Annotated in this window: 19 protein-coding genes and 1 pseudogene; 4 read left to right on the forward strand and 16 right to left on the reverse strand. The window is 40.9% G+C overall.

What is annotated here, in order from left to right:
* Positions 1–16 precede the first annotated feature (16 nt).
* Complete coding sequence (locus MTN97_RS04310) at positions 17–4,522, forward strand: EAL domain-containing protein (RefSeq protein ID WP_248473764.1); 4,506 nt, start codon at positions 17–19, stop codon at positions 4,520–4,522.
* 24 nt (positions 4,523–4,546) lie between these two features.
* Here the strand turns inward: MTN97_RS04310 and MTN97_RS04315 are convergent, their stop codons facing one another.
* On the reverse strand, positions 4,547–5,491 hold the full coding sequence (locus MTN97_RS04315) for an ion transporter (RefSeq protein WP_036980200.1): 945 nt from the start codon (positions 5,489–5,491) through the stop codon (positions 4,547–4,549).
* Positions 5,492–5,499: 8 nt separating this feature from the next.
* Entirely contained in the window at positions 5,500–8,166 is a 2,667-nt protein-coding gene (locus tag MTN97_RS04320) for a bifunctional acetate--CoA ligase family protein/GNAT family N-acetyltransferase (RefSeq protein WP_248473765.1), read from the reverse strand.
* A 380-nt stretch (positions 8,167–8,546) separates the two neighbouring features.
* Here MTN97_RS04320 and MTN97_RS04330 point away from each other — a divergent pair, with 380 nt between their 5' ends.
* Entirely contained in the window at positions 8,547–9,263 is a 717-nt protein-coding gene (locus tag MTN97_RS04330; RefSeq protein ID WP_069439855.1) for an SIMPL domain-containing protein, read from the forward strand.
* Here MTN97_RS04330 and MTN97_RS04335 read toward each other — a convergent pair.
* The 8 genes from MTN97_RS04335 to MTN97_RS04370 form a co-directional block, all read right to left on the reverse strand.
* Positions 9,260–9,913, reverse strand: a complete 654-nt coding sequence (locus tag MTN97_RS04335) for a hypothetical protein (RefSeq protein WP_214552229.1) — start codon at positions 9,911–9,913, stop codon at positions 9,260–9,262. The genes MTN97_RS04330 and MTN97_RS04335 overlap by 4 nt on opposite strands.
* A 104-nt stretch (positions 9,914–10,017) precedes the next feature.
* Positions 10,018–11,850, reverse strand: coding sequence for a DUF885 family protein (locus MTN97_RS04340; protein ID WP_248473766.1), 1,833 nt, complete (start codon positions 11,848–11,850; stop codon positions 10,018–10,020).
* 37 nt (positions 11,851–11,887) lie between these two features.
* Positions 11,888–13,024 carry a radical SAM family heme chaperone HemW gene (gene hemW, locus MTN97_RS04345; RefSeq protein ID WP_069439857.1) on the reverse strand — a complete coding sequence of 379 codons (1,137 nt, stop codon included), beginning with the start codon at positions 13,022–13,024 and terminating at the stop codon, positions 11,888–11,890.
* Positions 13,021–13,620, reverse strand: a complete 600-nt coding sequence (locus MTN97_RS04350; RefSeq protein WP_036980194.1) for an XTP/dITP diphosphatase — start codon at positions 13,618–13,620, stop codon at positions 13,021–13,023. The genes hemW and MTN97_RS04350 overlap by 4 nt, the downstream gene beginning before the upstream one ends.
* Before the next feature lie 2 nt (positions 13,621–13,622).
* Entirely contained in the window at positions 13,623–14,066 is a 444-nt protein-coding gene (locus MTN97_RS04355) for a DUF4426 domain-containing protein (RefSeq protein ID WP_248473767.1), read from the reverse strand.
* A 57-nt stretch (positions 14,067–14,123) separates the two neighbouring features.
* Positions 14,124–14,657: a YggT family protein gene (locus MTN97_RS04360; protein WP_036980190.1), complete on the reverse strand. Its 534-nt coding sequence runs from the start codon at positions 14,655–14,657 to the stop codon at positions 14,124–14,126.
* A 26-nt stretch (positions 14,658–14,683) separates the two neighbouring features.
* Positions 14,684–15,505, reverse strand: a complete 822-nt coding sequence (gene proC, locus MTN97_RS04365; RefSeq protein WP_036980188.1) for a pyrroline-5-carboxylate reductase — start codon at positions 15,503–15,505, stop codon at positions 14,684–14,686.
* Between the two features lie 17 nt (positions 15,506–15,522).
* Positions 15,523–16,236 carry a YggS family pyridoxal phosphate-dependent enzyme gene (locus MTN97_RS04370; protein ID WP_138627459.1) on the reverse strand — a complete coding sequence of 238 codons (714 nt, stop codon included), beginning with the start codon at positions 16,234–16,236 and terminating at the stop codon, positions 15,523–15,525.
* Positions 16,237–16,238: 2 nt separating this feature from the next.
* Here MTN97_RS04370 and MTN97_RS04375 point away from each other — a divergent pair, with 2 nt between their 5' ends.
* Complete coding sequence (locus MTN97_RS04375) at positions 16,239–17,279, forward strand: type IV pilus twitching motility protein PilT (RefSeq protein ID WP_013465851.1); 1,041 nt, start codon at positions 16,239–16,241, stop codon at positions 17,277–17,279.
* A gap of 9 nt (positions 17,280–17,288) precedes the next feature.
* Positions 17,289–18,419 (forward strand): PilT/PilU family type 4a pilus ATPase, encoded by a 1,131-nt coding sequence (locus MTN97_RS04380; protein ID WP_248473768.1) that lies wholly within the window; start codon positions 17,289–17,291, stop codon positions 18,417–18,419.
* Between the two features lie 52 nt (positions 18,420–18,471).
* Here MTN97_RS04380 and ruvX read toward each other — a convergent pair whose 3' ends face one another.
* The 6 genes and pseudogenes from ruvX to MTN97_RS04410 all read right to left on the reverse strand — a co-directional run bounded on the left by ruvX (position 18,472) and on the right by MTN97_RS04410 (position 23,161).
* A complete protein-coding gene (gene ruvX / locus MTN97_RS04385; protein WP_013465849.1) occupies positions 18,472–18,921 on the reverse strand; it encodes a Holliday junction resolvase RuvX in 450 nt (149 codons plus the stop codon).
* A 283-nt stretch (positions 18,922–19,204) separates the two neighbouring features.
* Entirely contained in the window at positions 19,205–19,762 is a 558-nt protein-coding gene (locus MTN97_RS04390) for a YqgE/AlgH family protein (RefSeq protein WP_013465848.1), read from the reverse strand.
* 135 nt (positions 19,763–19,897) lie between these two features.
* Positions 19,898–20,848, reverse strand: coding sequence for a glutathione synthase (gshB, locus tag MTN97_RS04395; RefSeq protein ID WP_013465847.1), 951 nt, complete (start codon positions 20,846–20,848; stop codon positions 19,898–19,900).
* Positions 20,849–20,914: 66 nt separating this feature from the next.
* Complete coding sequence (rsmE, locus tag MTN97_RS04400; RefSeq protein WP_069439861.1) at positions 20,915–21,649, reverse strand: 16S rRNA (uracil(1498)-N(3))-methyltransferase; 735 nt, start codon at positions 21,647–21,649, stop codon at positions 20,915–20,917.
* 71 nt (positions 21,650–21,720) lie between these two features.
* Positions 21,721–22,190: pseudogene (locus tag MTN97_RS04405) on the reverse strand (hypothetical protein).
* 77 nt (positions 22,191–22,267) lie between these two features.
* Positions 22,268–23,161 (reverse strand): hypothetical protein, encoded by an 894-nt coding sequence (locus MTN97_RS04410; protein WP_036980180.1) that lies wholly within the window; start codon positions 23,159–23,161, stop codon positions 22,268–22,270.
* Positions 23,162–23,220: the final 59 nt, after the last annotated feature.

Raw genomic sequence — 23,220 nt, forward strand, 5'->3', positions numbered from 1 at the left:
TAGTAATAGGGCAAGCATGGGTATGAGTATTAATGGGTTTATCACAGCCATATTTGTGCTGTTTATGCTCATAAGCGTTGAAGTAACAGCGCAAGTAAAACGATTATCCCCAAGCGAAGGCTTATCTCAAAGTTACGTTAATACCATGCTGATCGATAACAATGGGTATTTATGGCTCTCTACTGAAGGGGGCCTTAACCGTTACGATGGCTATCAAGTTATTACAATCAATGGCCCTAATGGTGAGTTAGAAGAGGCGAACATTGATCGCATATATCAAGATCAGCAAGGGCATATCTGGATTGCCTCCTTATTAGCAGGCTTGTTCAGATACGATCCGAAAACGGATACCTACCAACAATACATAGAAAAACCTGTCACAGAAGAGCAAATACTACAGCAGTCCGTTTTTACTATGTTAGCCACCGATGATAAAACCTTATGGATTGGACAAGGCCGAGAGTTTGCAAAACTCGATATAGACAACGGCTCTATTACCTCCTTATTTACACTTCCTGAGCAATTTGAAAATGCGTTTGTGCGTACTTTGTTTCATTATAACGGTTATATTTTTATAGGTAGCACAGACGGTGCGTATGTTTTTAACATCGCAACACAGCAGGTAAGGCCACTCGAGCACTTGAGTGAAACGGATGTACATATTTATCAAAATAATGTGAAATCATTTGCGCTAGGTAATAACAATCAGTTGCTTGTAGGTGCGGTTAAGGGCTTATACGCTGTTGATATTAGTAATTTAGAGGTAATGTTTAACAACCGCGAACAATCATTTACAAGCCAAAAATTACTGGCCGATTTGAATGTTTGGGATATTGATAATCAGCAAGGAGTGCTCGATTTAGCAACAGATAAAGGCCTGCTTTGTTTTAATTTAACTACTAAAAAAGTGGTAAAAAATAAACGTATCCAACAGAGTAAGTACACCCTCGCCGATAACAGTATTATTGATATGGTGAAAGATAAATCGGGCGGAATGTGGCTAGCCACTAAAACCGATGGTGCGTTTTATTTATCGGGCGACAATTACAAGTTTTATAATGTAGAGGGAAATGCACTGATTGGGGATGGTTTATCACATCATTCGGTATGGTCAATTAAGGAGTTCCAAGAAAAGCTATGGTTAGGCACACACAATGGTTTAACTGCGGTTGATTTAAAAAGTAATCGCTCAAAGGTGTATTTAAAAGATTATAAAGTCGATTTACTGACCACAGAGTTTACTATTTTCAAAATTATGCCTTACAAAGATAAACTCTGGCTGCACTCAAACCGAGGATTATTCATTTTTGACCCGCAAACTCAGCAACTTACCCAACCAAAAACTAACAGTCCTACCAATCAGGTTTTTTTAAATGATTGGATGCATGGCCTGACATTGCTACCAAACGGGGATTTGTATTTTGTACACCCAGATCATGGTATGTTTAAATATAATATTGATAGCCGACAATTAGTTCACTTAAAAGGCGAATTAGCACAATTTGACCCTTTTTTAGCGCATGGCTTTTTACCCCCATTACCGCACCAACCCGAGAAGCCATTATTTTTTAGTGGTGGCGTTTTATATCAATTTAACCCCAATGATTTAAGTTTAAACACCATTTATAAAGTGCCTAAACACCATGAAAATGTAGCCGTTAGTATTCTTTCCTACGTGGTAGATGGGCAAGGCATACTTTGGCTATCGTTATCTAATTTTGGGCTGATTGGTATAGATGCAACGACCTATGAGTTAGTGCACACAATTGATTTAGATAAAAATAAACTAGGCACCTTGTTGTACGATATGGTTCTTGATGAAGAGGGAATGATTTGGATGAGTAGCCATAAAGGAATATGGCGACTAAATCCTGAAACAATTCATTTTCAGCAATTTACAACATCAGATGGGGTGCTCTCTGCTGAGTTTAATAATGGCGCTATGGCTAAGTTAGCGGATGGTCGAATTGCCTTCGGTAGCCTCAAAGGTTTTACCTACTTTGATCCTAAAGACAATAAAAATAGCCAAGGTTTATTAGATCAGGTCAATATCACGCGCATCAACTTAATGTCTCGGGACTTGTCTATAAATTTACAGCAGCCATTAAAAAATATCACTTTAAACCATGATGATATCGGGCTTGAGATTGCATTTTCAGCGATGTCATTCAGCTTCCAAGAGCGCATTATTTATGAATATCAGCTCGATAAAGGTAAAAAAAGTTATACCCGAAATAATCGGGTGGTGTTTCCTAAATTAAACCCAGGCAGTTACCAGTTAAAAGTCTGGGCAAAAGATCCATTGACCGGCGACTATACTGCGCCAGCAACGTTAAATATTAAAGTGAAATATCCGCTATGGCGTGCTCCATACTTTTTAGCGCTTTATGCCATTTTATTGATCACCATAGTGACTGTATGGGTAATGAGGCGCAACAAAATACAGCGTATCTTATTGGCAGCACACAAAGAAAGCCAAGACAGTGAAGCGCGTTTAAAGCTTGCACTAGAGGGAAGTGAGTCCGGGGTATGGGATTGGCAGGCGAGCCAGTTAAATATTTATCAGCCTAGATTAGTCAACGAATTAGGCTACGAAGATGACTCGGTGAGTTTAGATGACTACCTAGAAAAAATTCACCCTCAAGAGCGTGCTATTTTTAGGTTGGAGTGGTTAGAATTTTTATCAACAGATAAAGGGTATTTTAATTGTACCTACCGATTACGCCACGCCAAAGGTCATTGGCGCTGGTACAAAGACTTTGGCAAGGTGGTTGAATGGGACAAAAAAACGCCGCAAAAAGTAGCCGGTACGTATACCAATATGACACGTGAAAGGGTGTTTGAAGAGCATGCACGGTTATTTACCGCCGCGTTTGAACAAACCCGAGATTGGGTGTTTATCTTAGATAAAAACTTTAATATACGTGCCTCAAATAAATCGCTGCAAAGCGCTTTTGGCTTATCAGCAGAGCCTCGTTCAACCCGTGCGCTTAATTTGGGAATGTCCCGCAGTAGCTATTTTGATTATTTACGAATTATGCAAAAGCTTGAAGTGGGCGAACATTTTTCATGTGAAGACACTGTCGTTCTGGCAAACAAAGAGCAACGCCATGTACTGGTTAAAATAAGCGCCGTAGCTGATGAAAGCCAAAGGCTGAGTAGTTTCGTGATTATTTTAACGGATATTCATGCACAAAAGTTAGCTGAGAGCGAACTGCACATACTAGCTAATTACGATTCACTTACAGGGCTGCCAAATAGAACCTTGTTTAACGACAGAGCTATACATGCCATCGATCAGGCGCGCCGCCATCAGTGTAAAGTGGCTTTGTTACACGTTAATATAAAACGGTTTAAGTATTTTAATGATTCATTTGGCACAGAAAACGCCGATGAGATAATAAAGCTGGTGGCAAACCGCTTGAAAACAGCATTACGCCCTTGTGATAGCGTCGCGCGTTTAGGCGGTGATGAATTTGTAATTCTAGTTGAAGATATTCAGCAAATAGAAGAAGTATTACTTATATGCACCAAACTAATGGATTGCGTGAGTAAAGACATTGTTATGAATCAGCAAAGCGTCAATGTGCACCTAAGTATTGGTGTGGCTATTTTCCCTGATGATGCCGCGCATTATAAAGCACTGTTGAAAGCATCAAATGTGGCGCTTTATTATGCTAAAGATGGCTTGGAAGGGTGTTATAAGTTTTACAAACAAGAAATGAATCAACGTGTTGAAAAGGCGATGCATTTAGAATCACAGTTGATCAAAGCTTATCATGAACATGAATTTTGTAATTATTATCAACCCATTATTAATGCGTCTACGCAAAAAACAGTGGGCTTTGAGGTGTTACTACGCTGGCCTGATAATCAGTTAGCGAGTACACAAGAGTTTGCAAACGTAGCTGAAAATATAGGTTTAATCACTAAAATAATGCTACAAACATTTAAGCGTGCTTTGGTGCAGTTAGCTCGTTGGCGTAAAGTGTGTCCTGATCTATACCTATCAATTAACCTCTCAGCACTGGATTTTGAATTTATCGGACTCGTCCCTGAAATTCGCCAAGCACTAAACAATGCAGCACTGCCGCCCGAGGCTATTGTATTTGAAATAACAGAGTCTATTTTAATGCGAGACTCAGAACATGCGCTTAAAAATATGGACTTACTAAAGCAACTAGGCTGTAAGTTGTACATGGATGATTTTGGAACAGGGTATGCCTCGTTAACTTATTTGAAGCGCTTTCCGATTGATGTATTAAAAATAGATCGTAGCTTTGTGCAAGATATTGGTATTGATTCGGATAACGAAGCGATTATTCAATCTACACTAGCTTTAGCAAGCAGTTTAAGTAAAGAGTGCATTGCTGAAGGGGTTGAAAGCGCACATCAGTTGGCTTTTTTAAAAGCGCAAGGTTGTAGCTACTTTCAAGGTTACTTGTTTAGTAAAGCGGTGCCTAAAGAGCAGGTGCTTGAGCTTATTGAGCACGATTGGCATCCTGTATTCTCACAAGCTTAAAGCGCCGCTTAATACATTATTTTATTAAGGACGTTTACCACAGTGACGGCAAAATAAGTGTGAGCTGCGTTTATTTAGCTCCGCTTTTATTGCTTTATTGGCCTCTAGCTTACTTAGCCCTAGTTTGTAGCGTAACTCCTCAAGGTGATGCATCTGCTCATCAGTGAGCTTACCATCGGTTATTTTCTCGTGGGTGGCATCTTCAAAGAGCTGGCGACGTTTGCGTATTTGCTCTGAGAAACTCGACGCTAATAAACCGGTTGGTATGGCAACCATCCCCATACTCACCAACGTGATTACGCCACCAAATAGTTTACCAATAGGCGTTATAGGCACAACATCACCATAACCAACCGTGGTAAGGGTTGCCATTGCCCACCACATGGCAGCAGGAATAGAGCCGAACTTGTCTGGTTGAATGTCGTGCTCTAATAAATAAATACCGCAAGAGGCTAAAATAAGTAACACAGACATAATAAAAAATGCCGCCAGTAATGAACTCGACTCATCAATAAACGCCTGCAATAACAATTGCATTGCTCGTGAATAACGAGTGAGCTTAAATACCCGCAACAACCGCAGTACCCGTAAAAAACGCAAATCGATAGCAAAGAAAAACATTAATAAACTAGGCAAAATGGCAATTAAATCGATAATTGCCAGAGGTGATAAAATATATCGAATCCGTTTTTGTGTGTTTGAGCAATTCATGGAGGCGTACTTTACGCGATCGACACAGGTCCAAGCACGTATTAGGTATTCAGCACTAAATATAGCCACTGATACCAGCTCCAAGATTAAAAACTCGCTATAGTACTCGGTTGCGATGCTGCGCACCGACTCAAGTACAATCGCCACCACATTAATCATAATGATACTGATCAGTATGATATCTAAAATGTGTCCCGCTCGCTGATACTTACCTGACGCTTCAAATACTTGGTTTATGGTTTGTCTTAGTTTACGCATAGTACCTATTATAATGTGAGCAGCATATTGATACTGCCTTCTTCAAAATCACGACTTATTTTAAATCCGAGTTTACGAGCTAACTCAATCATGCCGGTATTTTCTGGCAGTGTGATACCTTCAACCGTTTTCACGCCTTGGCGTCTGCAGTGAGAAATAGCCGCGTTCATTAAAATACGCCCTAACCCAAGCCCTTGGCAATCAGAACGTACCACAATGGCAAACTCTGCTTGTAAATTATCGGGATCCATAATCACTCGCGAAACCCCTAATGTGTGTTGTTGCTCGTCTTGTGTTTGGGTAACAATAAATGCCATTTCGCGGTCGTAATCAATTTGCGTCATTTTAGCGAGTTGATCATGGTTAAATTGTGGCAATTCACCAAAAAAGCGCTTGTACCTATCTTCTTTGCTTAAGGAGCGGTCAAACTCTTGATGTGCTTGCTCATCTTCTGGTTTGATTGGTCTGAGCGTTGCTAAGGTCTTATTTTTTAGGGTCACCGTTTCAACCAACTCAATAGGATAAGGGCGGATTGATAAACGTTTTCGGTGCGCCTGAACCTGATACTGATTTAGGTTCATGGTGGCATCAAGGACTAAAAACTGCCCATTACTGGCTAAAATAGGATTAAGCTCTAATGAGGTGATATCAGGTTGATCAACAACGAGTTGAGAAATTCGGGTCAGTAGCGCACATAAACGATATTTATCTACTTTTTCTGGCAGAATGCGATCTTTAAGGACTCCCTTATCATGGGCGGCGGCAATTAAATATTTAGCTAGGTTCATATTCAGTGGTGGCAAGGCCACCGCCGCTTGAGCGTACTCAAGCCCTGTGCCAGCTTCACCTAATAAAATAACTGGCCCAAAATTAGGCTCTGTTTTAATGGCTATGCGCAGCTCATTGGCACCTGCTCTAGGCGCCATTTTTTGTAACGAAAAGCCATCAATAATAGCATCAGGGTAGGTGTTTTTTATTCTTAACAGCATGGCAAATGCCGTTTGTTCTACCTCTTGCGCATCATTGAGGTTGAGTACTACGCCACCGACTTCAGACTTAGAGGGAATGCTGGGGCTCATCAACTTTAATGCGACCGGAAAACCTAGCTCTATTGCTTGCTCTTTTGCCTCAGTAGGGGTGTAGGCTACTTCAGTTTGGATACAGTCTATACCGTAGCTACTTAAAATTTGACTCGCTTGATGGGTTGATAAGTAATGTTGCTCATCATTTAAAAACTCTTTAATAGCTGCTTTCGCTGCTGCTTTATTAATAGTCGCATCATCGGTGTTTGATTCTGGCGTTTGGGTTAAATGTTTTTGGTTACGACGATAGCTCACTAAGTGCATAAAGGCACCTACTGCGCCTTCTGGGGTACGATAGGTCGGGATGGCGTTATTTGCGCAGATGCGTCTGGCTGCGAAGGCGGCATCTTCTCCCATGAAATTAGTGATCACATACGGGCGTGCCATTTTTGGTAATTTGTTTAGTGCCTCAACAATAACCTGAGCGTAATTTTCACTCGGGGCCAATGCCGATGGAGTATGAATGATCAGTAAGTTTTTAACTTCTTTAGCATTAAGCAGTATTTCTAATGCGTGTTTGTAACGCACTGGCGCAGAATCGCCAAATATATCGACAGGGTTGGATGTTGTGTCTGAATGTGGGATCACTTTATTGAGTGCTTCGCGCGTTTTATCACTAAGCTGAGCAAGTTTACCTGAGCTTTGAATAAGTTCATCAACGGCCATCACTCCAGGGCCGCCGCCATTAGTTAATATAGTTAGCTGCTCTACTTGCAATAATTTGGGGTGCATTGCTAAGGTTTGAGTGGCGGCAAAAAGCTCGCGCAAATCATTTACTCTTAACATCCCTGCGCGTTGAAACATGGCATCATATACTGCATCTGAGCTTTGTTTTCCGCCGGTGTGTATTTCAGCAGCAAGAGCGCCTGCACTGGTTCTGCCCGTTTTAATAGCAATAACGGGCTTAGAAAATGCCGCCGCACGCGCGGCAGAAATAAAGCTGCGAATATCATTAATGTTATCTATGTAAAGTAGGATAGCTTTGGTTTTAGCATCGCGGCCTAAAAAGTCGAGTATTTCGTCAAACTCAATATCTAAACAATCTCCCATAGATATAAAGTATGAAAAGCCAATTTCTTTATTTTTAGCCCAATCAAGAATCGTTGAACAAACAGCCGCTGATTGTGACACAAAAGCCAGTTTACCTGGCGTGGCAACAGTGTGCGAAAAACTCGCGTTTAAACCTATATGCGGAATAAGTAACCCTAAGCAATTTGAGCCAAGCAGCGTTACCTTATGCTTCACAGCATTATCTTTAAGTTCTTGTTTTTGTGCGCTTGTTAGGCCATCAGCAATAATAATAGCGCTATGACACCCCAGCGTACCTAGCTGCTCAATAATTTTCATTAAGGTGTTTTTATTGGTACAAATAACGGCTAAATCAGGTACTTTGGGGAGAGCCTCAATACTTGGGTAAGCTAATACGCCATGCACTGCAGTATGATTGGGGGTAACGGGCATGATGGGCCCTTTAAACCCGCCTTGTAATAAATTACGCATTACCACATTACCAGCCCGAGTAGGGGTGTTTGATGCCCCAATAACAGCGACTGAGCTTGGATTAAAAAACTGGCTAATACGTTTTAGACTCATTGCGTTTCCTTGGCTGATTAAGTTTTGCTATCTATACCCTTTCAATGTAACCTGTTTATTATGTTTTTTCGAGCGTGAACGTGCTTATTATTGATATTAGGGTCTGTTGACCTTTCAAGGTTAAACTTGCAGCAGTCTGTTTGGTATTTAGGCAAGGCAGAGCCTATGTGGTGTGGTTATTCCCCATAAATAGGCGATAACGCAGCATCAATGCCAAACAGGCGCTGCCCGAAGGGTTCTGCCTAGGGGCGATTTACTCTTTGTTGCTCGGTTTTTACTTAGCCCACTAGGTTACAAACCTCGCGCCGCGATTAAATCGCCCCTAGTTTGAACAAGTTTTAATCCGCAAAGGTCAACAGACCCTAATCAAGGAGATTAAGGTGAATAAAATATCGAATTTAAGCGTTGTTATGGCAGCGGCGTGTTTAAGCATTGGCCTAATTGCATTGGGTTTTATTGTAAAAGGGGCTGCGCTTGATATTAAAGGGATGGAGCGCACGGTGCAGGTAAAAGGGTTAGCTGAACGAGAAGTTGTGGCAGATACCGTTATTTGGCCTTTACAGTTTAACGATGCCGACAACAATCTTGAAAAGCTTGTTGAGCGAGTTGAGCAAAAAAATGATGCGGTGATTGCTTTTTTAAAGTTACACGGCTTTGATGATCAAGAAATATCGACAGGTACTCAATCTATTATAGATAAGCAAGCCCGTGAATACGCGAATGATAATCAAAAGTTTAGGTATGTTATTAGCTCAAATATTATTGTGTATTCAAATGCTCCTGATAAAGTTAAAAACGCACTGAGCAAAGTGAGTCAGTTAGCTAAACAAAATATAGCTATTGTGCAAGACAACTATCAAACCCGTATTGAGTATATTTTTACTGGGCTTAACGATATAAAACCAGCCATGGTGCAAGAAGCCACAGAAAAAGCTCGTGAAGTGGCAGATAAGTTTGCTAAAGATTCAAATTCACGCTTAGGTAAAATTAAAACAGCTCGCCAAGGGCAGTTTAGCATTAGCGATCGGGATTCAAACACGCCGCAAATTAAAAACGTACGTGTTGTTACCAGCGTAGAATATTACTTATCAGATTAGAGCGCCACTTGTTCAGTAGAGCGCTGTAAATAAGCGGCGCTTAGTAGCAAGGTTATCTCGCTTGGGGGGTTATTTTTTAATGCCTCAAGTATTTGTAATTTTGCTGCAGGGTTTTGTTTTTGCTCTATTTCCATTAATGCGAGCAAGGCCGAAAATTCATGTTTTATCGGGAAGTTTGGCTTATGTGCATAGGCAATGTAACTGGCAACCGGAGTGAGCCCTTGCTTATTTGTATGTGCTAACGCATGTAGTAACTCTTCATTAGATTCAAATAACATCAACGAGCGAACATAATTAAAAGGCAGTTGTGTGGGCATTGCTTGTTTAAATACATTATGCAGGGCGTTATTGCCAGTGTCGTCTGTACTAATAAACCCCTTATTTAATTTAAGTGCAGGCGTAAAAAAGCTCAGCGCATCTAAACTGGTTAGTTTTTCAATAAACGGCGCTGGTGGCGTATTGGTGGTTAAAATACGCATGGCGATGTTTTGCATAAAATCGTATTTAATACTCATGCGTAGCGCACTTTCAAACAGGTAATTAAGCTGTATTACTTGCTGTGCCTCAGTGAGCTTTTTAAAATCGTTATCTAGTTCATCAAACTGCTGTTGTTTAATACGCGCATTGAGTAGCTGTATGCTTAGATCCATTCTGTTCTCCTTGAGTTCCAACTTTATCCTAGCTTAATTTTTTGCTTTATAAAACAAAAGGCCGCAATTGCGACCTTTTATACCTTTAAGTAAATACTTAAAAATTAAGCTTGTTTGCTGGCAATCCACTCATTAACGAAGTTTTCTAGTACGTTTAATGGTACAGGGCCATTTTTAAGCACTACATCGTGGAACTGGCGGATATCAAACTTATCGCCAAGTTGCATTTTAGCATCTTCACGTAGTTCTAAAATTTTCAGCATACCTACTTTGTAAGCCGTTGCTTGAGATGGCATTACAATGTGACGCTCAACCATTTTCACACCGTCAGAAGTCGCGTTAGGAGTGTTGTTAACGTAGTAATCAATACCTTCTTGACGAGTCCACTTCATTGCGTGAATACCGGTATCAACCACTAAACGACATGCACGCCATAATTCCATGGCTAAGCGACCAAAGTCTGAATATGGGTCTTCGTAAAGGCCCATTTCTTTTGGTAGTAATTCTGAGTATAACCCCCAGCCTTCAATGTAGGCTGTGTAACCACCAAATTTACGGAACTTAGGTACCCCTTCAAGTTCTTGTGAAATGGCAATTTGCATATGGTGACCCGGAATCCCCTCATGATAAGCCAAGGCTTCCATTTGGTAAGTAGGCATTGCTTCCATGTCGTATAGGTTGGCGTAGTAAATACCTGGGCGAGAACCATCTGGCGCAGGTTGCTGATAAAACGCTTTACCTGCCGCTTTTTCACGGAATGCTTCAACACGTTTTACAATCATGTCGGCTTTTGGTTTTACAATAAACAGCTCATCTAAGCGTGTTTTCATGTTATCAATTAAGCCTTTAGCTTCGCTTAGGTACTGCGCTTTACCGGCTTCAGTGTTAGCTAAATAAAATTGCTTGTCTGTTTTCATAAACTGCATAAAGGCGTTTAAGTCGCCCTCAAAGCCGACTTTATCTTTAATGGCACGCATTTCATCATGAATACGTGACACCTCGGCAAGGCCAATGGCATGAATTTCTTTTGCTGTAAGGTCTGTGGTGGTGGTGCGTTTCAGTGCGTTATTGTAAAACGCTTCGCCATCAGGGAATTTCCAAGCACCGTCACGGTCATCAGCACGTTTTTCTAACTGTGCAATGTAGTTGATTAACTTAGAGTAAGCAGGTTTAACTGCCGATTTTAATGCATCAGTCGCTTTACTAATAAGTGCATCTTTTTCAGCTTGGTCGATTTCTAATGCATTTACTTTACGTTTAAAGTCAGCCAAAAGAGTTGAATCTTCACCTTGTTCAAACGGCGCACCTTTAATGATGTTTTTGCTTGAATCAATCACGTGTGGAAATACAAATTTAGGGGCGATGATGTTTTTATCGGCGCGAATTTCTAAGTCGGTAATCAGTTGATCGAATACACCCGGAACCCCGTTTAAACGGGCAATGTAATCGTTGGCTTCTTTTACGTTGCTAATTTGATGCTGGTTAATTAAAAAAGCCGGCACCATAGAATGTGTACCAAACATTTGGTTTACTGGGTAGTTATGGTAACGCCATTTGAAATCAGCAATGCTGGCTTCTAAATCTTGTTTTTTTAAATCATAACTTACTTGAGTAGCTGTATCTAATTGCGCACGGTCAATGTTGTTGAGCGTGACTAAATCGGCTTTAGTTTGTGCCAAGTCTTTTAGCGCTTTTTCTTCGCTGTTGTCATCCCATTTATCGTAATCTTTTTTGATGCCCATATAGGTTTGATAAACTGGGCTACTCATTACATCACGATTAAAAGTGTCTTCAAAAAAAGCATTCGCTTTATCAATTTCACTTTGTACAGGTTGAGCTTGAACCGCCGGTGCAGACGTTGATTGTTGTGTTGCTTGTTGGCAACCGGCAAGCAGTGCCACGCTGATGGTGGCAGCAATTAAAGTAAGTTTACGCATTCGTTTCCCTTTTGTTGTTAGAAACCTATTATTGTCACTAAACAAATAACGCAAGTAGATCATTTAAAAAACGTTGGCCTTGGAGTGTAACGTGCCAGTGGCTGTCTGTTTTTGTTAGTAAACCGGCATTAATGGCTTTATCTAGTGCATGCTGTTGGCTTTGCAGTGGTTGCTGCGTCAGCGCATTAAAATCATTTATAGGGCATGGCTCTATTAAACGAAAGCGATTCATAAAAAATTCAAACGCTAAGTCGTCTTGCTCTACTTGCCAGCTTTTGTACAGGTAGGGTTTAATAATATCCATGTAGCCCCGAGGGTGTTTTACCTTTTCAGTGCGTGTTATCACCCCCGTTTTCGCATCAGTGACCTTACCATGAGCGCCGCAGCCAATGCCAAGATAATCGCCAAACCGCCAATAATTCAAGTTATGTTGGCATTGATAGCCAGGTTTTGCATACCCTGATATTTCATATTGCTGATAGCCAGCTTGTGCTAATAATGCTTGGCCTTGCTCTTGAATATCCCATAAGGTTTCATCTTGTGGCAAAGTCGGCGGTTTTGAAGCAAATTGCGTATTGGGCTCAATCGTGAGCTGATACCAAGAAATATGCGGTGGATTGAGCGCAATAATTTGTTTTAAATCACTCAGTGCATCATCAAGAGACTGCCCTGGTAAGCCATGCATTAAATCAAGATTAAAGCTATTTAACCCCGCTTCATTGGCTTGTTGTGCTGCATAACTGGCTTCATCGGCACCATGAATTCGACCTAGAGCTTTTAACTTATCGTTCTGCATGCTTTGCACACCGATAGAGATACGGTTAATGCCTGCTTTTACATAATCTTTGAAACGGCCAGTTTCGACTGTGCCGGGATTTGCTTCAAGGGTAATTTCACAGTTATCGCTTAAGCCAATTAGGCTATCTACTTCCTTGAGTAAACGGGTGTATGCCGCGCCGGTTAATAGACTTGGTGTACCGCCGCCAATAAAAATACTGTGAATCTTACGCCCTTGTACTAAGTGTAAATCAGCTTTTAAATCGTCGATTAAATGCTGTACATACTCAGTTTCAGGGATGTCACCTTTTTGCCCGTGGCTATTAAAATCGCAATAAGGGCATTTTTGCACGCACCATGGCACATGCACATATAAACTCAGTGGAGGAAGGTTCACAGGCCGCCTTTGTGTTGTAGCTCTTGCAGTAACATTTTAAGTGCTTGCCCACGATGACTTAGGGCATTTTTTTGCGCTTTTGTCAGCTCTGCACTGGTACAGTTTTCTGATGGCACAAAAAAGATAGGATCGTAGCCAAAGCCACCTTCACCGTGTTGGCTAAGGGTAATTTCGCCCTCCCAGCTAGCACTGCAAATAAGTGGGGTGGGGTCGTCGGCGTGACGCATCAGTACTAACACACACCAAAAACGAGCGCGTCGGTTAGGGTTATCGCCTAAATCAGCCAGTAATTTATCGATATTATCTTGATCACTGGCACCCGCTCCGGCAAAGCGAGCTGAGTAAACACCGGGTGCGCCATTTAAGCTATCAACTTCTAATCCCGAATCATCAGCAATAGCCGGTAATCCAGTTATTTTAGCTGCATGACGCGCTTTAATTATCGCGTTTTCTACAAACGTGGTGCCTGTTTCGGCCACGTCACTGACATTAAAGTCGCTTTGTGGTACTACATTAATGTTAAGCGAGCTGAGCATGTTAGCCAGCTCATTTACTTTGCCGGGATTGCCGGTTGCAAGTACTAAGGTGTTGGTCATATTTAATCTACGTAAAATTTTTGCTGAAATTTTAATGTTTGGAACTGGTTACCTTGTTGGATTTCAATTTCAAAACGTAAAATCTCTTCGTTGGTGTAATCTACTTGTGCTAGGTAATAAACAGAATCGCCTTCAACCACTTCTTTAAAGTTAAGGGTTTGCTTGTTACCTAATAAGTTTTTAGCGGTGCCTTGTAATGTCGCTTTTTGCGCTGTTTTATTAGCATCATTTTTTAAGATAGAAATATTAACAATGCCTTTATAGCCACTGCGTTCTAGGCCGTACGTTTTGGCTATTTGTGGCTGAATAAACGTTGATGGAAAGGCTATATAATGAACTTGCCAAGGGCCTAGTTCTTTATATTGAGCGCCTTGTTCTTGTGCGCTGTGCGCATTAAATGCTAAAGCGAGACAAGCAATAAAACAAAACTTCATTAAACGTTGCATAGTTAACTCCTGAGTATGTAAAAAGAGGCACTAGGCCTCTTTTATATTACGTTATGCTTAAGCTAAAAGGTCCATTAGCAGCATTTGTAAAAACTGAATGCCGATGATTAGTACCAGTACCGATAAATCTAAGCCTCCTAGTGGCGGTAAAACTTTACGGATAGGCTTTAACATTGGCTCAGTAAGCTGATGGAATACCGCTTCAATTGGGTTATAGCCTTGGCTTACCCAGCTTAAAATAGCGCGGATAATTAACACCCAAAAGACTAAATTTAAACCTTCTTTTAAAACAGTTATTAGCGCCTGTATAAGCACAGGTTGAATAGCCCAAGAGCTATAAATAAGCCACATTAGGGTACTTATTTTTGCCGCAGCCACTATAAATGCCAGCAACAAAGAGGCTAAATCAAGCCCGCCTAGCCCCGGAACGATTTTTCGCAGCGGGTTAACTGCAAACGAAGTGGCTTTCACCACAAATTGGCTCATCGGATTGTAAAAGTCGGCTTTTGCCCACTGTAGCCAAAAACGCAGTAGTACCACCATTAAAAATAGATCAAACAAGGTGCTAATTAAAAATTGCATGGCATTCATAGTATAACCTTCAATAAAAAATGGTTTTAAAGTTCTTGTTCCATTTGCACTGCACGCGCAATACACGCATCCATTGCATCGCCTACGGTTTTAGTTAAACCTTGTGCTTTTAAATGCTCAACAGCTGCATGCGTGGTACCGCCTTTTGATGTCACATTTGAACGTAATTGTGAAATGCTAATATCAGTTTGGCTAAGTGCCATTTCAGCTGCGCCAAGGGCGGTTTGCTGCACTAAGCGGCGTGCGTCTTCATCACTAAACCCAAGCGCTTTGGCTTTTTCTTCAATGGCTTCCATAAATAAGAAAAAGTAAGCCGGTGAAGAGCCGGTAACAGCTATCACATCGTTAATTTGTGATTCTTGCTCTACCCATACAACAATACCGGTACATTCAAATACTTGCTGTACAAACTCATGCTCGCTTTGGGTTTCGCCTGCACCATATAAGCCAGATACACCACGGCCAAGTAATGATGGCGTATTTGGCATACAACGTACCATTTTTACATCTTGACCAAGCATTTCACGTAAGCGCTTAACGGTTAACCCTGCCGCGACTGAGATAAATAATTTATCGCTAAAGTCGACACCTGAATCTTGAAATGATTGACATAAATCGCCCATCATTTGTGGTTTAACAGACAAAACAATGACATCGGCATCGCGCATAGCTTCGTTATTGTCACTGGTGGTTTGCACTTTGAAATCGGCAGCTACCTTAGCTAGTTTTTCTTGGTTGCGGTTAGTCGCAATAATATTATTTGCGTTAAAGCCGTTTTTTACCATGCCACCAATGATGGCGTAGCTCATATTACCTGTGCCTATAAATGCGATTTTTTTATCTGACATATGTCTGTTATCACCTTTTAAGTTCGTGTTCCAAAAATATCTGTGCCGATCCTCACCATGGTTGAACCTGCCGCTATGGCAGCTTCTACATCGTTACTCATCCCCATCGACAACGTATCTATATGAGGATATTGGGTCTGTAGTTTATCAAAGCAAGTTTGTAATTGCTCAAAATATTGAATTTGCGTGTTTGCATCGTCACTTTTAGCGGGAATAGCCATCAGTCCGCGCAACTGTAAATGGGCACATTGGTCTATATATTGCGCCAGCTCAGTGATTTCATTGGGGTGACAACCAGACTTTGCTTCTTCTTCGCTAATATTGACTTGAATAAGTACATTCAGTGGCGGCATTGTCTCAGGGCGTTGACTGTTTAAGCGCTTGGCTATTTTAAGTCTGTCTACACTTTGCACCCAAGCAAAATTGGCAGCGACTAAAGCACTTTTATTTGACTGAATAGGGCCAATGAAATGCCAAACAATATCGCTAAATGTGTTTAGTTGCGCTATTTTATCTACAGCCTCTTGAACATAAGATTCACCAAATTGACGTTGCCCTTGATCATAAGCTGCCATAATATCAGTAGCGGGTTTGGTTTTAGATACTGCAAGTAACGTAATATCGTTACTATTACGTTGTGCTTTGTGCGCTGCCTCTGCAATTCTAGCGTAGGCGGATGTGAGTCGTTCTGCTATTGTAACCATATATTTATCAGTTAGTTGTGGAGTCATAAATGGATATCACCGAATTATTGGCATTTAGTGTGCAACATAAAGCATCAGATTTGCACTTATCATCAGGGGTATCACCTATGATACGTGTTGATGGCGATGTGCGACGTATTAATATACCAGCACTTGGAGATAAAGAAGTCAGCAGTCTGGTTTATGACATTATGAACGATAACCAGCGTAAGGACTATGAGCAAAATCTCGAAGTGGATTTTTCTTTTGAAGTCCCTAATTTAGCACGTTTTCGTGTAAATGCCTTTAACTCTAATCGTGGCCCTGCTGCTGTGTTTCGTACTATCCCGAGTGACGTACTCACTCTTGAAGATTTAGGCGCACCTGAAATATTTAAACAAATTTCAGATAACCCACGAGGCCTAGTGTTAGTCACAGGCCCTACAGGTTCAGGTAAGTCGACCACGCTTGCGGCGATGGTCGATTACATTAACCAAACTAAGCATCATCATGTGCTGACTATTGAAGATCCTATCGAATTTGTTCATGATAATAAACTCAGCTTAATTAATCAGCGGGAAGTTCATCGTGATACACATAGCTTTTCTAATGCACTACGCAGCGCACTTCGTGAAGACCCTGATGTTATTTTGGTTGGTGAGCTACGAGACTTAGAAACTATTCGCCTTGCTATGACCGCTGCGGAAACGGGTCACTTGGTGTTTGGTACTTTGCATACGACCTCTGCACCTAAAACCATTGACCGTATTATTGATGTATTCCCTGGCGAAGAAAAAGATATGATCCGCTCTATGCTCTCTGAGTCATTACGTGCAGTTATTTCGCAAACACTGATAAAAAAAGTAGGGGGAGGGCGAGTGGCTGCACATGAAATTATGTTGGCAACGCCTGCTATTCGTAACTTAATCCGTGAAGATAAAATTGCACAAATGTACTCATCAATTCAAACCGGTGCGTCGCAAGGCATGCAAACCATGGATCAATGTTTAACAAGCCTAGTTAACCGTGGCATTATCACTCATTCAGCGGCATATACAAAAGCGCAAGATAAGACACAGTTTAGCGCTTAAGGAATTATTATGACTTTATCTTTAAATCACTTTTTACAAATAATGATCGACAAAAAAGGCTCTGATTTATTTGTATCGAGCCAACTTCCTATTAGCGCTAAAATTAACGGCGAGTTAACTCCTCTTAATGACGATAAATTAACAGATGAGCAAGCGCTGGAATTAGTCGAATCAGCGATGAGTGAAAAACAAAAAGCAGAGTTTCATAACACTAAAGAATGTAACTTTGCGGTTGCAACTAGCGAAGGGCGCTTTCGTATTTCGGCTTTTTGGCAACGCGACAGAGCGGGCATGGTTATTCGCCGAATCGTCACTAAAATTCCCGACGTTAAAGAGCTTGGATTACCTTCTGCATTGACCGATGTGATTATGTCAAAGCGCGGACTCGTGTTATTTGTGGGTGGTACGGGAACCGGTAAATCAACGTCTTTGGCGGCACTTATTGGGTATAGAAATCGCAATCAACGTGGACATATTTTAACCATAGAAGATCCGATTGAATTTGTGCATGAGCATCAAAAAAGTATTATTACCCAACGTGAAGTGGGTTTAGATACTGAAAGCTTTGAATCAGCACTTAAAAGCTCTTTGCGCCAAGCGCCTGATGTTATTTTAATTGGTGAAATTCGTTCGCAAGAAACCATGGAATATGCGTTGAGCTTTGCAGAAACGGGTCATTTATGTGTTGCCACCCTGCATGCTAACAATGCTAACCAAGCGATTGACCGCATTATGCATTTGGTACCAAAAGAAAAGCACGATAAGCTTAAATATGACTTAGCATTAAATTTACGCGCTATCATTGCTCAGCAACTTATTCCGACCTCTGATGGGGAAGGGCGTGTTGCTGCCATTGAGGTATTACTTAATACGCCAATGGTCAGTGAGCTAATTAAAAACGGTAATATTGGTGGCATTAAAGAAACCATGGCTAAATCAACAGAGATGGGCATGCAAACCTTTGACCAAGCGCTGTTTGAGCTTTACAGGCAGCAACGTATTAATTATGCCGATGCGCTGCATCATGCGGATTCGCCAAATGACTTACGCTTGATGATTAAACTACGTAATAACGAGCAGCAAGGCGCAGGCTTTTTGCAAGGTGTGACCATTGATGGCCTTGATGACAAAGGCATATGACCTAGATACAAAAAAAGCGCCTTAGGCGCTTTTTTTATGTGGGTTAAGTGCTTTATTCACCATAACTGGCTTCAAAAAAACTCTCTAGAATGATCACCGCAGACATATTATCTACGTTACCTTTACCTAAATTTTTATAGCCACCACGTTCAAACAATCGTGCTTTTGCATCTGCAGTCGTTAAGCGCTCATCTTGAGTATGAACTGCAATGCCGTAATGGTTGTGCAAACGATTAGCAAACTTTTTAGCTTTAAAGGTAACCTCTTGCGAGGTGCCATCCATGTTTAGCGGTAACCCGACAACCATTAAATCGGGTTGCCATTCTTTTACTTGTACAGCAATGTCATCCCAATTAGGGATGCCATCTTGGGCTTTCACCGCTTTTAAGCTGGTAGCGCTGCCTGTGAGCTCTTGACCAATAGCTATACCAATACTCTTGGTACCAAAGTCAAATCCCATAACTGTACGCTCACCTTGCGGCTTTACTGTTTTTTTAGTCATGTTTATCTTTTATGTTATTAGGGTCTGTTAACCTTTCAAGGTTGAATTTGCAGCAGTCTGTTTGGTATTTGGGCAAGGCAGAGCCTTTGTGGTGTGGTTATTCCCCATAAATAGGCGATAACGCAGCATCAATGCCAAACAGGCGCTGCCCGAAGGGTTCTGCCTAGGGGCGATTTACTCTTTGTTGCTCGGTTTTTACTTAGCCCACTAGGTTACAAACTTCGCGCCGCGATTAAACCGCCCCTAGTTTGAACAAATTTTAATCCGCAAAGGTCAACAGACCCTAAGCATGTCCAGCTTCGGGGCTTAATTGGCCAATATCAAAACCAAGCATAGAGACTGCCATTTCCCAGCGTTTTTCTACTGGAGTATCAAAAATTATCTTAGGATCGGCTTTAATGATCAGCCAGCTATTATCTAGTAGCTCTTGCTCTAATTGACCTTGTTCCCAACCGGAGTAGCCTAAAGTAATAATAAATTGTTCGGGTGCTTGGGCTGTGGTTAACGTGGCTAACACATCTTTTGAGGTGGTGATCATAATATCACTGCTCAACTTTTGGCTTGCCGAGTACCCAGGTTTAGGTGAATGTAGCACAAAGCCACGGTCTGTTTTTACCGGCCCGCCAGCAAACACAGTCACTTGCGCGGCATGTTGAGATTTATCGTTATCAATATCAATTTTGTCGAGTAACTCACCTACGGTGACATCAATCGGCTGATTGATCACCAATCCCATAGCGCCTTCTTCGTTGTGTTCACAAATATAAGTGACGGCACGTTTAAAAAAAGGGTCTTGCATTGATGGCATTGCGATTAAAAAGTGATTTTCTAATGACTGCATAAGTTTTACCCTTTTAGTTATTGAATCTTGAGTATGGCATAGTCCCATGTTTTAACACTAAAAATTTATTCGAGTTTTCAGCGATGACACAATAAGCGTCATCGCTTTATATCTTAGAGCTGGTTCAGTGATAATTTATTTATTAAGCTTTTTCTCTATGGCGTCAAATAAAATGCCGGTAATTGAAATATCGTAAGCGGCTTCAATTTCTTTTACGCAGGTTGGCGCTGTTACGTTAATCTCAGTTAACTTATCACCAATAATATCTAAACCTACAAATATTAAGCCTTTTTCTTTCAAAGTAGGGGCGACCGCCTTTGCAATCTTAAGATCTGATTCGCTAATTGGGCGTGCTTCGCCACGACCGCCTGCGGCTAAATTACCGCGTGTTTCGCCATTTTGTGGAATACGCGCTAAGCAATAAGGAATCACTTCACCATCAACAACCAATACGCGCTTATCGCCTTGAGTGATCTCTGGGATATAATTTTGCGCCATGGCAAAGCGGCTACCATGCTCGGTTAAGGTTTCGCATATTACGCCTATATTAGCATCATCGGCTTTTACTCTAAAAATAGAGGCGCCACCCATGCCATCAAGCGGTTTTAAAATAATATCTTTATGCTGGGCTAAAAACTCACGGATTTGTTTTTGGCTGCGCGTTACTAATGTATCTGGCGTGTGTTCACTAAACCAAGCTGTAAAGAGTTTTTCATTGGCGTCGCGCAAGCTTTGTGGTTTATTAATCACTAATGTGCCTGCTTGCTCTGCACGCTCTAAAATATACGTTGCGTAAATATATTCAGTATCAAAAGGCGGATCTTTACGCATTAAAATAACGTCTAAATCAGCCAGCGCTATGGTTTCTTTTTCTTCAAGTTGGTACCACTTTTGAGCGTTATCAAAAACTTGAGCTTTGGCTGCAGTGGCGTAGGCATTGCCTTGACGCAGCGATAAATCATCCATTTCCATGTAGTAAATTTCGTAGCCACGGGTTTGTGCTTGCATCATCATTGCAAAACCGGTGTCTTTTTTAATATTAAATCCACTAATAGGATCTGAAATAATACCTAACTTAATTGCCATGCGCTGTGCCTTAATTTATGTGTTTTTTACAACTGTAATCTTGATATGTGGGTGCTTTTAGTTATTTCAATTAGCTAAATCGCCAAATTGTAATTGCAGTGCACTTAAAACGGTTAACGCTGCTGTTTCTGTGCGAAGTACTCGCGGACCTAAGCGAATATCTACAAATTCTTGTTGTTTAGTTTGCGCCATTTCATCATCGGTAAATCCCCCTTCAGGGCCCACTAAAAATCGCACGCCACCATCAGGAACAGTAATGGTTTTAATGCTGTGCTCGGCGCGCGGGTGTAAGGTTAATTTAATTGCATCGGTTTGCTGTTCAAGCCAGTGTTTTAAATCTACGGGAGGATTAATGGTTGGTACAAAGTTGCGCCCGGACTGCTCTGCAGCAGCAATGGCTATTTTTTGCCATTGCTGGTGTTTTTTTTCTAGGCGGTCGCCGCTGAGTTTTACGCCGCATCGCTGGCTAAAAATAGGTGTTATTTCAGTGATCCCTAATTCAACCGACTTTTGAATGGTAAAATCCATTTTATCACCACGAGATACACACTGGCCTAAATGAATCTTTAATGGCGATTCAACGTCATGAGGATTAAATTCGAGGGGCATAACAACCACGGTTTTTTTACTCACTTCAATAATTTCACTGAGAAATTCACCCCCTTCACCATTAAACATAGAAACCTGTTCGCCCACTTTCATACGTAGCACACGACCTACATGGCCTGCAGCGTCATCGTCAAGATTTAAAGGGGTGTTGAGAGCAATCGGTGATGATTGATAAATATGGGGCACTCGCATGGCAAATCACTTTTTTACATAAGAAGTTATATCCCTCTATGGTAAGTAAGCAAAGGCTTGGGTGCAATTATTTATTTTTCATATTCGGGAGTTAAAAGCGCTGTTAACTCTTGTGCAGTTTGAGCTGTGTCTGTATCACACGATAAATGGTTTGAATGGCATTCATCTTTTATGGGCTTAATTTCATAGCCTTGATCTGTTTGAATAACCATATAGCGTTTTTCATGCCGTGAGTTATAAATAAAGCGCTGTGTATCATCGGCGAGCAAGTAGTCTGTTTGGTTAAACAGTACCCTCAGAATATTGTGGTGTTCGTGTAGATAGCTGGCCAGCTCAGAAATGCTTATTTCGTTTTCAATATCGCAATAGCAATAACCTTTAACGAGTTCATCAAACATCATTTTAACCAGTTTTTGGGTATTAGCCCCAGTGATAACGATGTCTTTTTTAGCTGGAACATTTGTATTTATATAGTGTTTAATGAATGGCTAAATTCGTTGCCTATATCAATTAAGAGATAACTCGCTGTTTTTATTTCCATATGCCTAAAGTCCCTGTTAATTTACCAGACTATTAAATAGGGACGTTTAGTAACGGCTTAATTTAACCAGTTTGGTACTAAATTGAAAACATACTTATAAGTAAGTAACCAATAGCACAAAATACAGCAAATTCAATACACGCAATACCAATATTATCTTGATGATCAACCTCAAGTGCGGTGTCGATATTAGGCATTGAAATAATTTTTATAATATACGTTAGGCAGTATAGTAACAGCCACATCACACCGCAATGCATTACCAAGGTAAATAAGTTTTCTACCATTTTACCATTTTGAAATGCCGCACTAGATAAACCAGCATACGCCGCAAGTGCTAATCCAATTGACTTACCCGCATAGCGAATACCAATAGAGGTATTTTCTAAGCCAAAATTACTTTGCAATGAGGCGCCCTGATTTGCTTCAGCAAAGCGGTATTCACGTATTTTACTGTCCAAAGCAAACATTCCTTGCAACACAAAAAAGCTTACTGAGGCAATTAATAAATTACTAAACCCCTGAGTATGTGTCCATGTATATAAACCCAGCGCTAAAATACAATTGGCAATAAGCATCCCCGAGTCAACCAGCGCAGCACAGACGTTTTGCTTTAGTATTGCGGCTTCCTCATTAAAGCGGCGTAATATCCATTTACGATGGATTAAATGCCCCATTTTTATAAATGAAAAGAGCAGCACAATTAACAAAATCACTTTTAATGGATTTGATTGTGCGGTGCTAATACTAATTTCATCAAATAAAAACGCCATGGTGGCTATAACAACAGATATTTCAGAGGCAAAACTAATCCCCATTGCAAAGTTATCATGCTGCGCCAACTCTTCTTTAAGTGCTTGTTTTGCTTTTATTTGAGTAACAATTCTTAAACTGATGATGATGACACAAATAACCACAAAACTAATAGCAATCGCAACTAAACTAGTGTTAGATAATGACAAATATGACATGGTGTTCCTAAATAGATTTACCTTGATAGGTTTTTAACCATTCTAGTATGGTTATTGGT

Source organism: Pseudoalteromonas sp. 2CM36K, assembly GCF_023161865.1.
Taxonomy (GTDB): domain Bacteria; phylum Pseudomonadota; class Gammaproteobacteria; order Enterobacterales; family Alteromonadaceae; genus Pseudoalteromonas; species Pseudoalteromonas tetraodonis.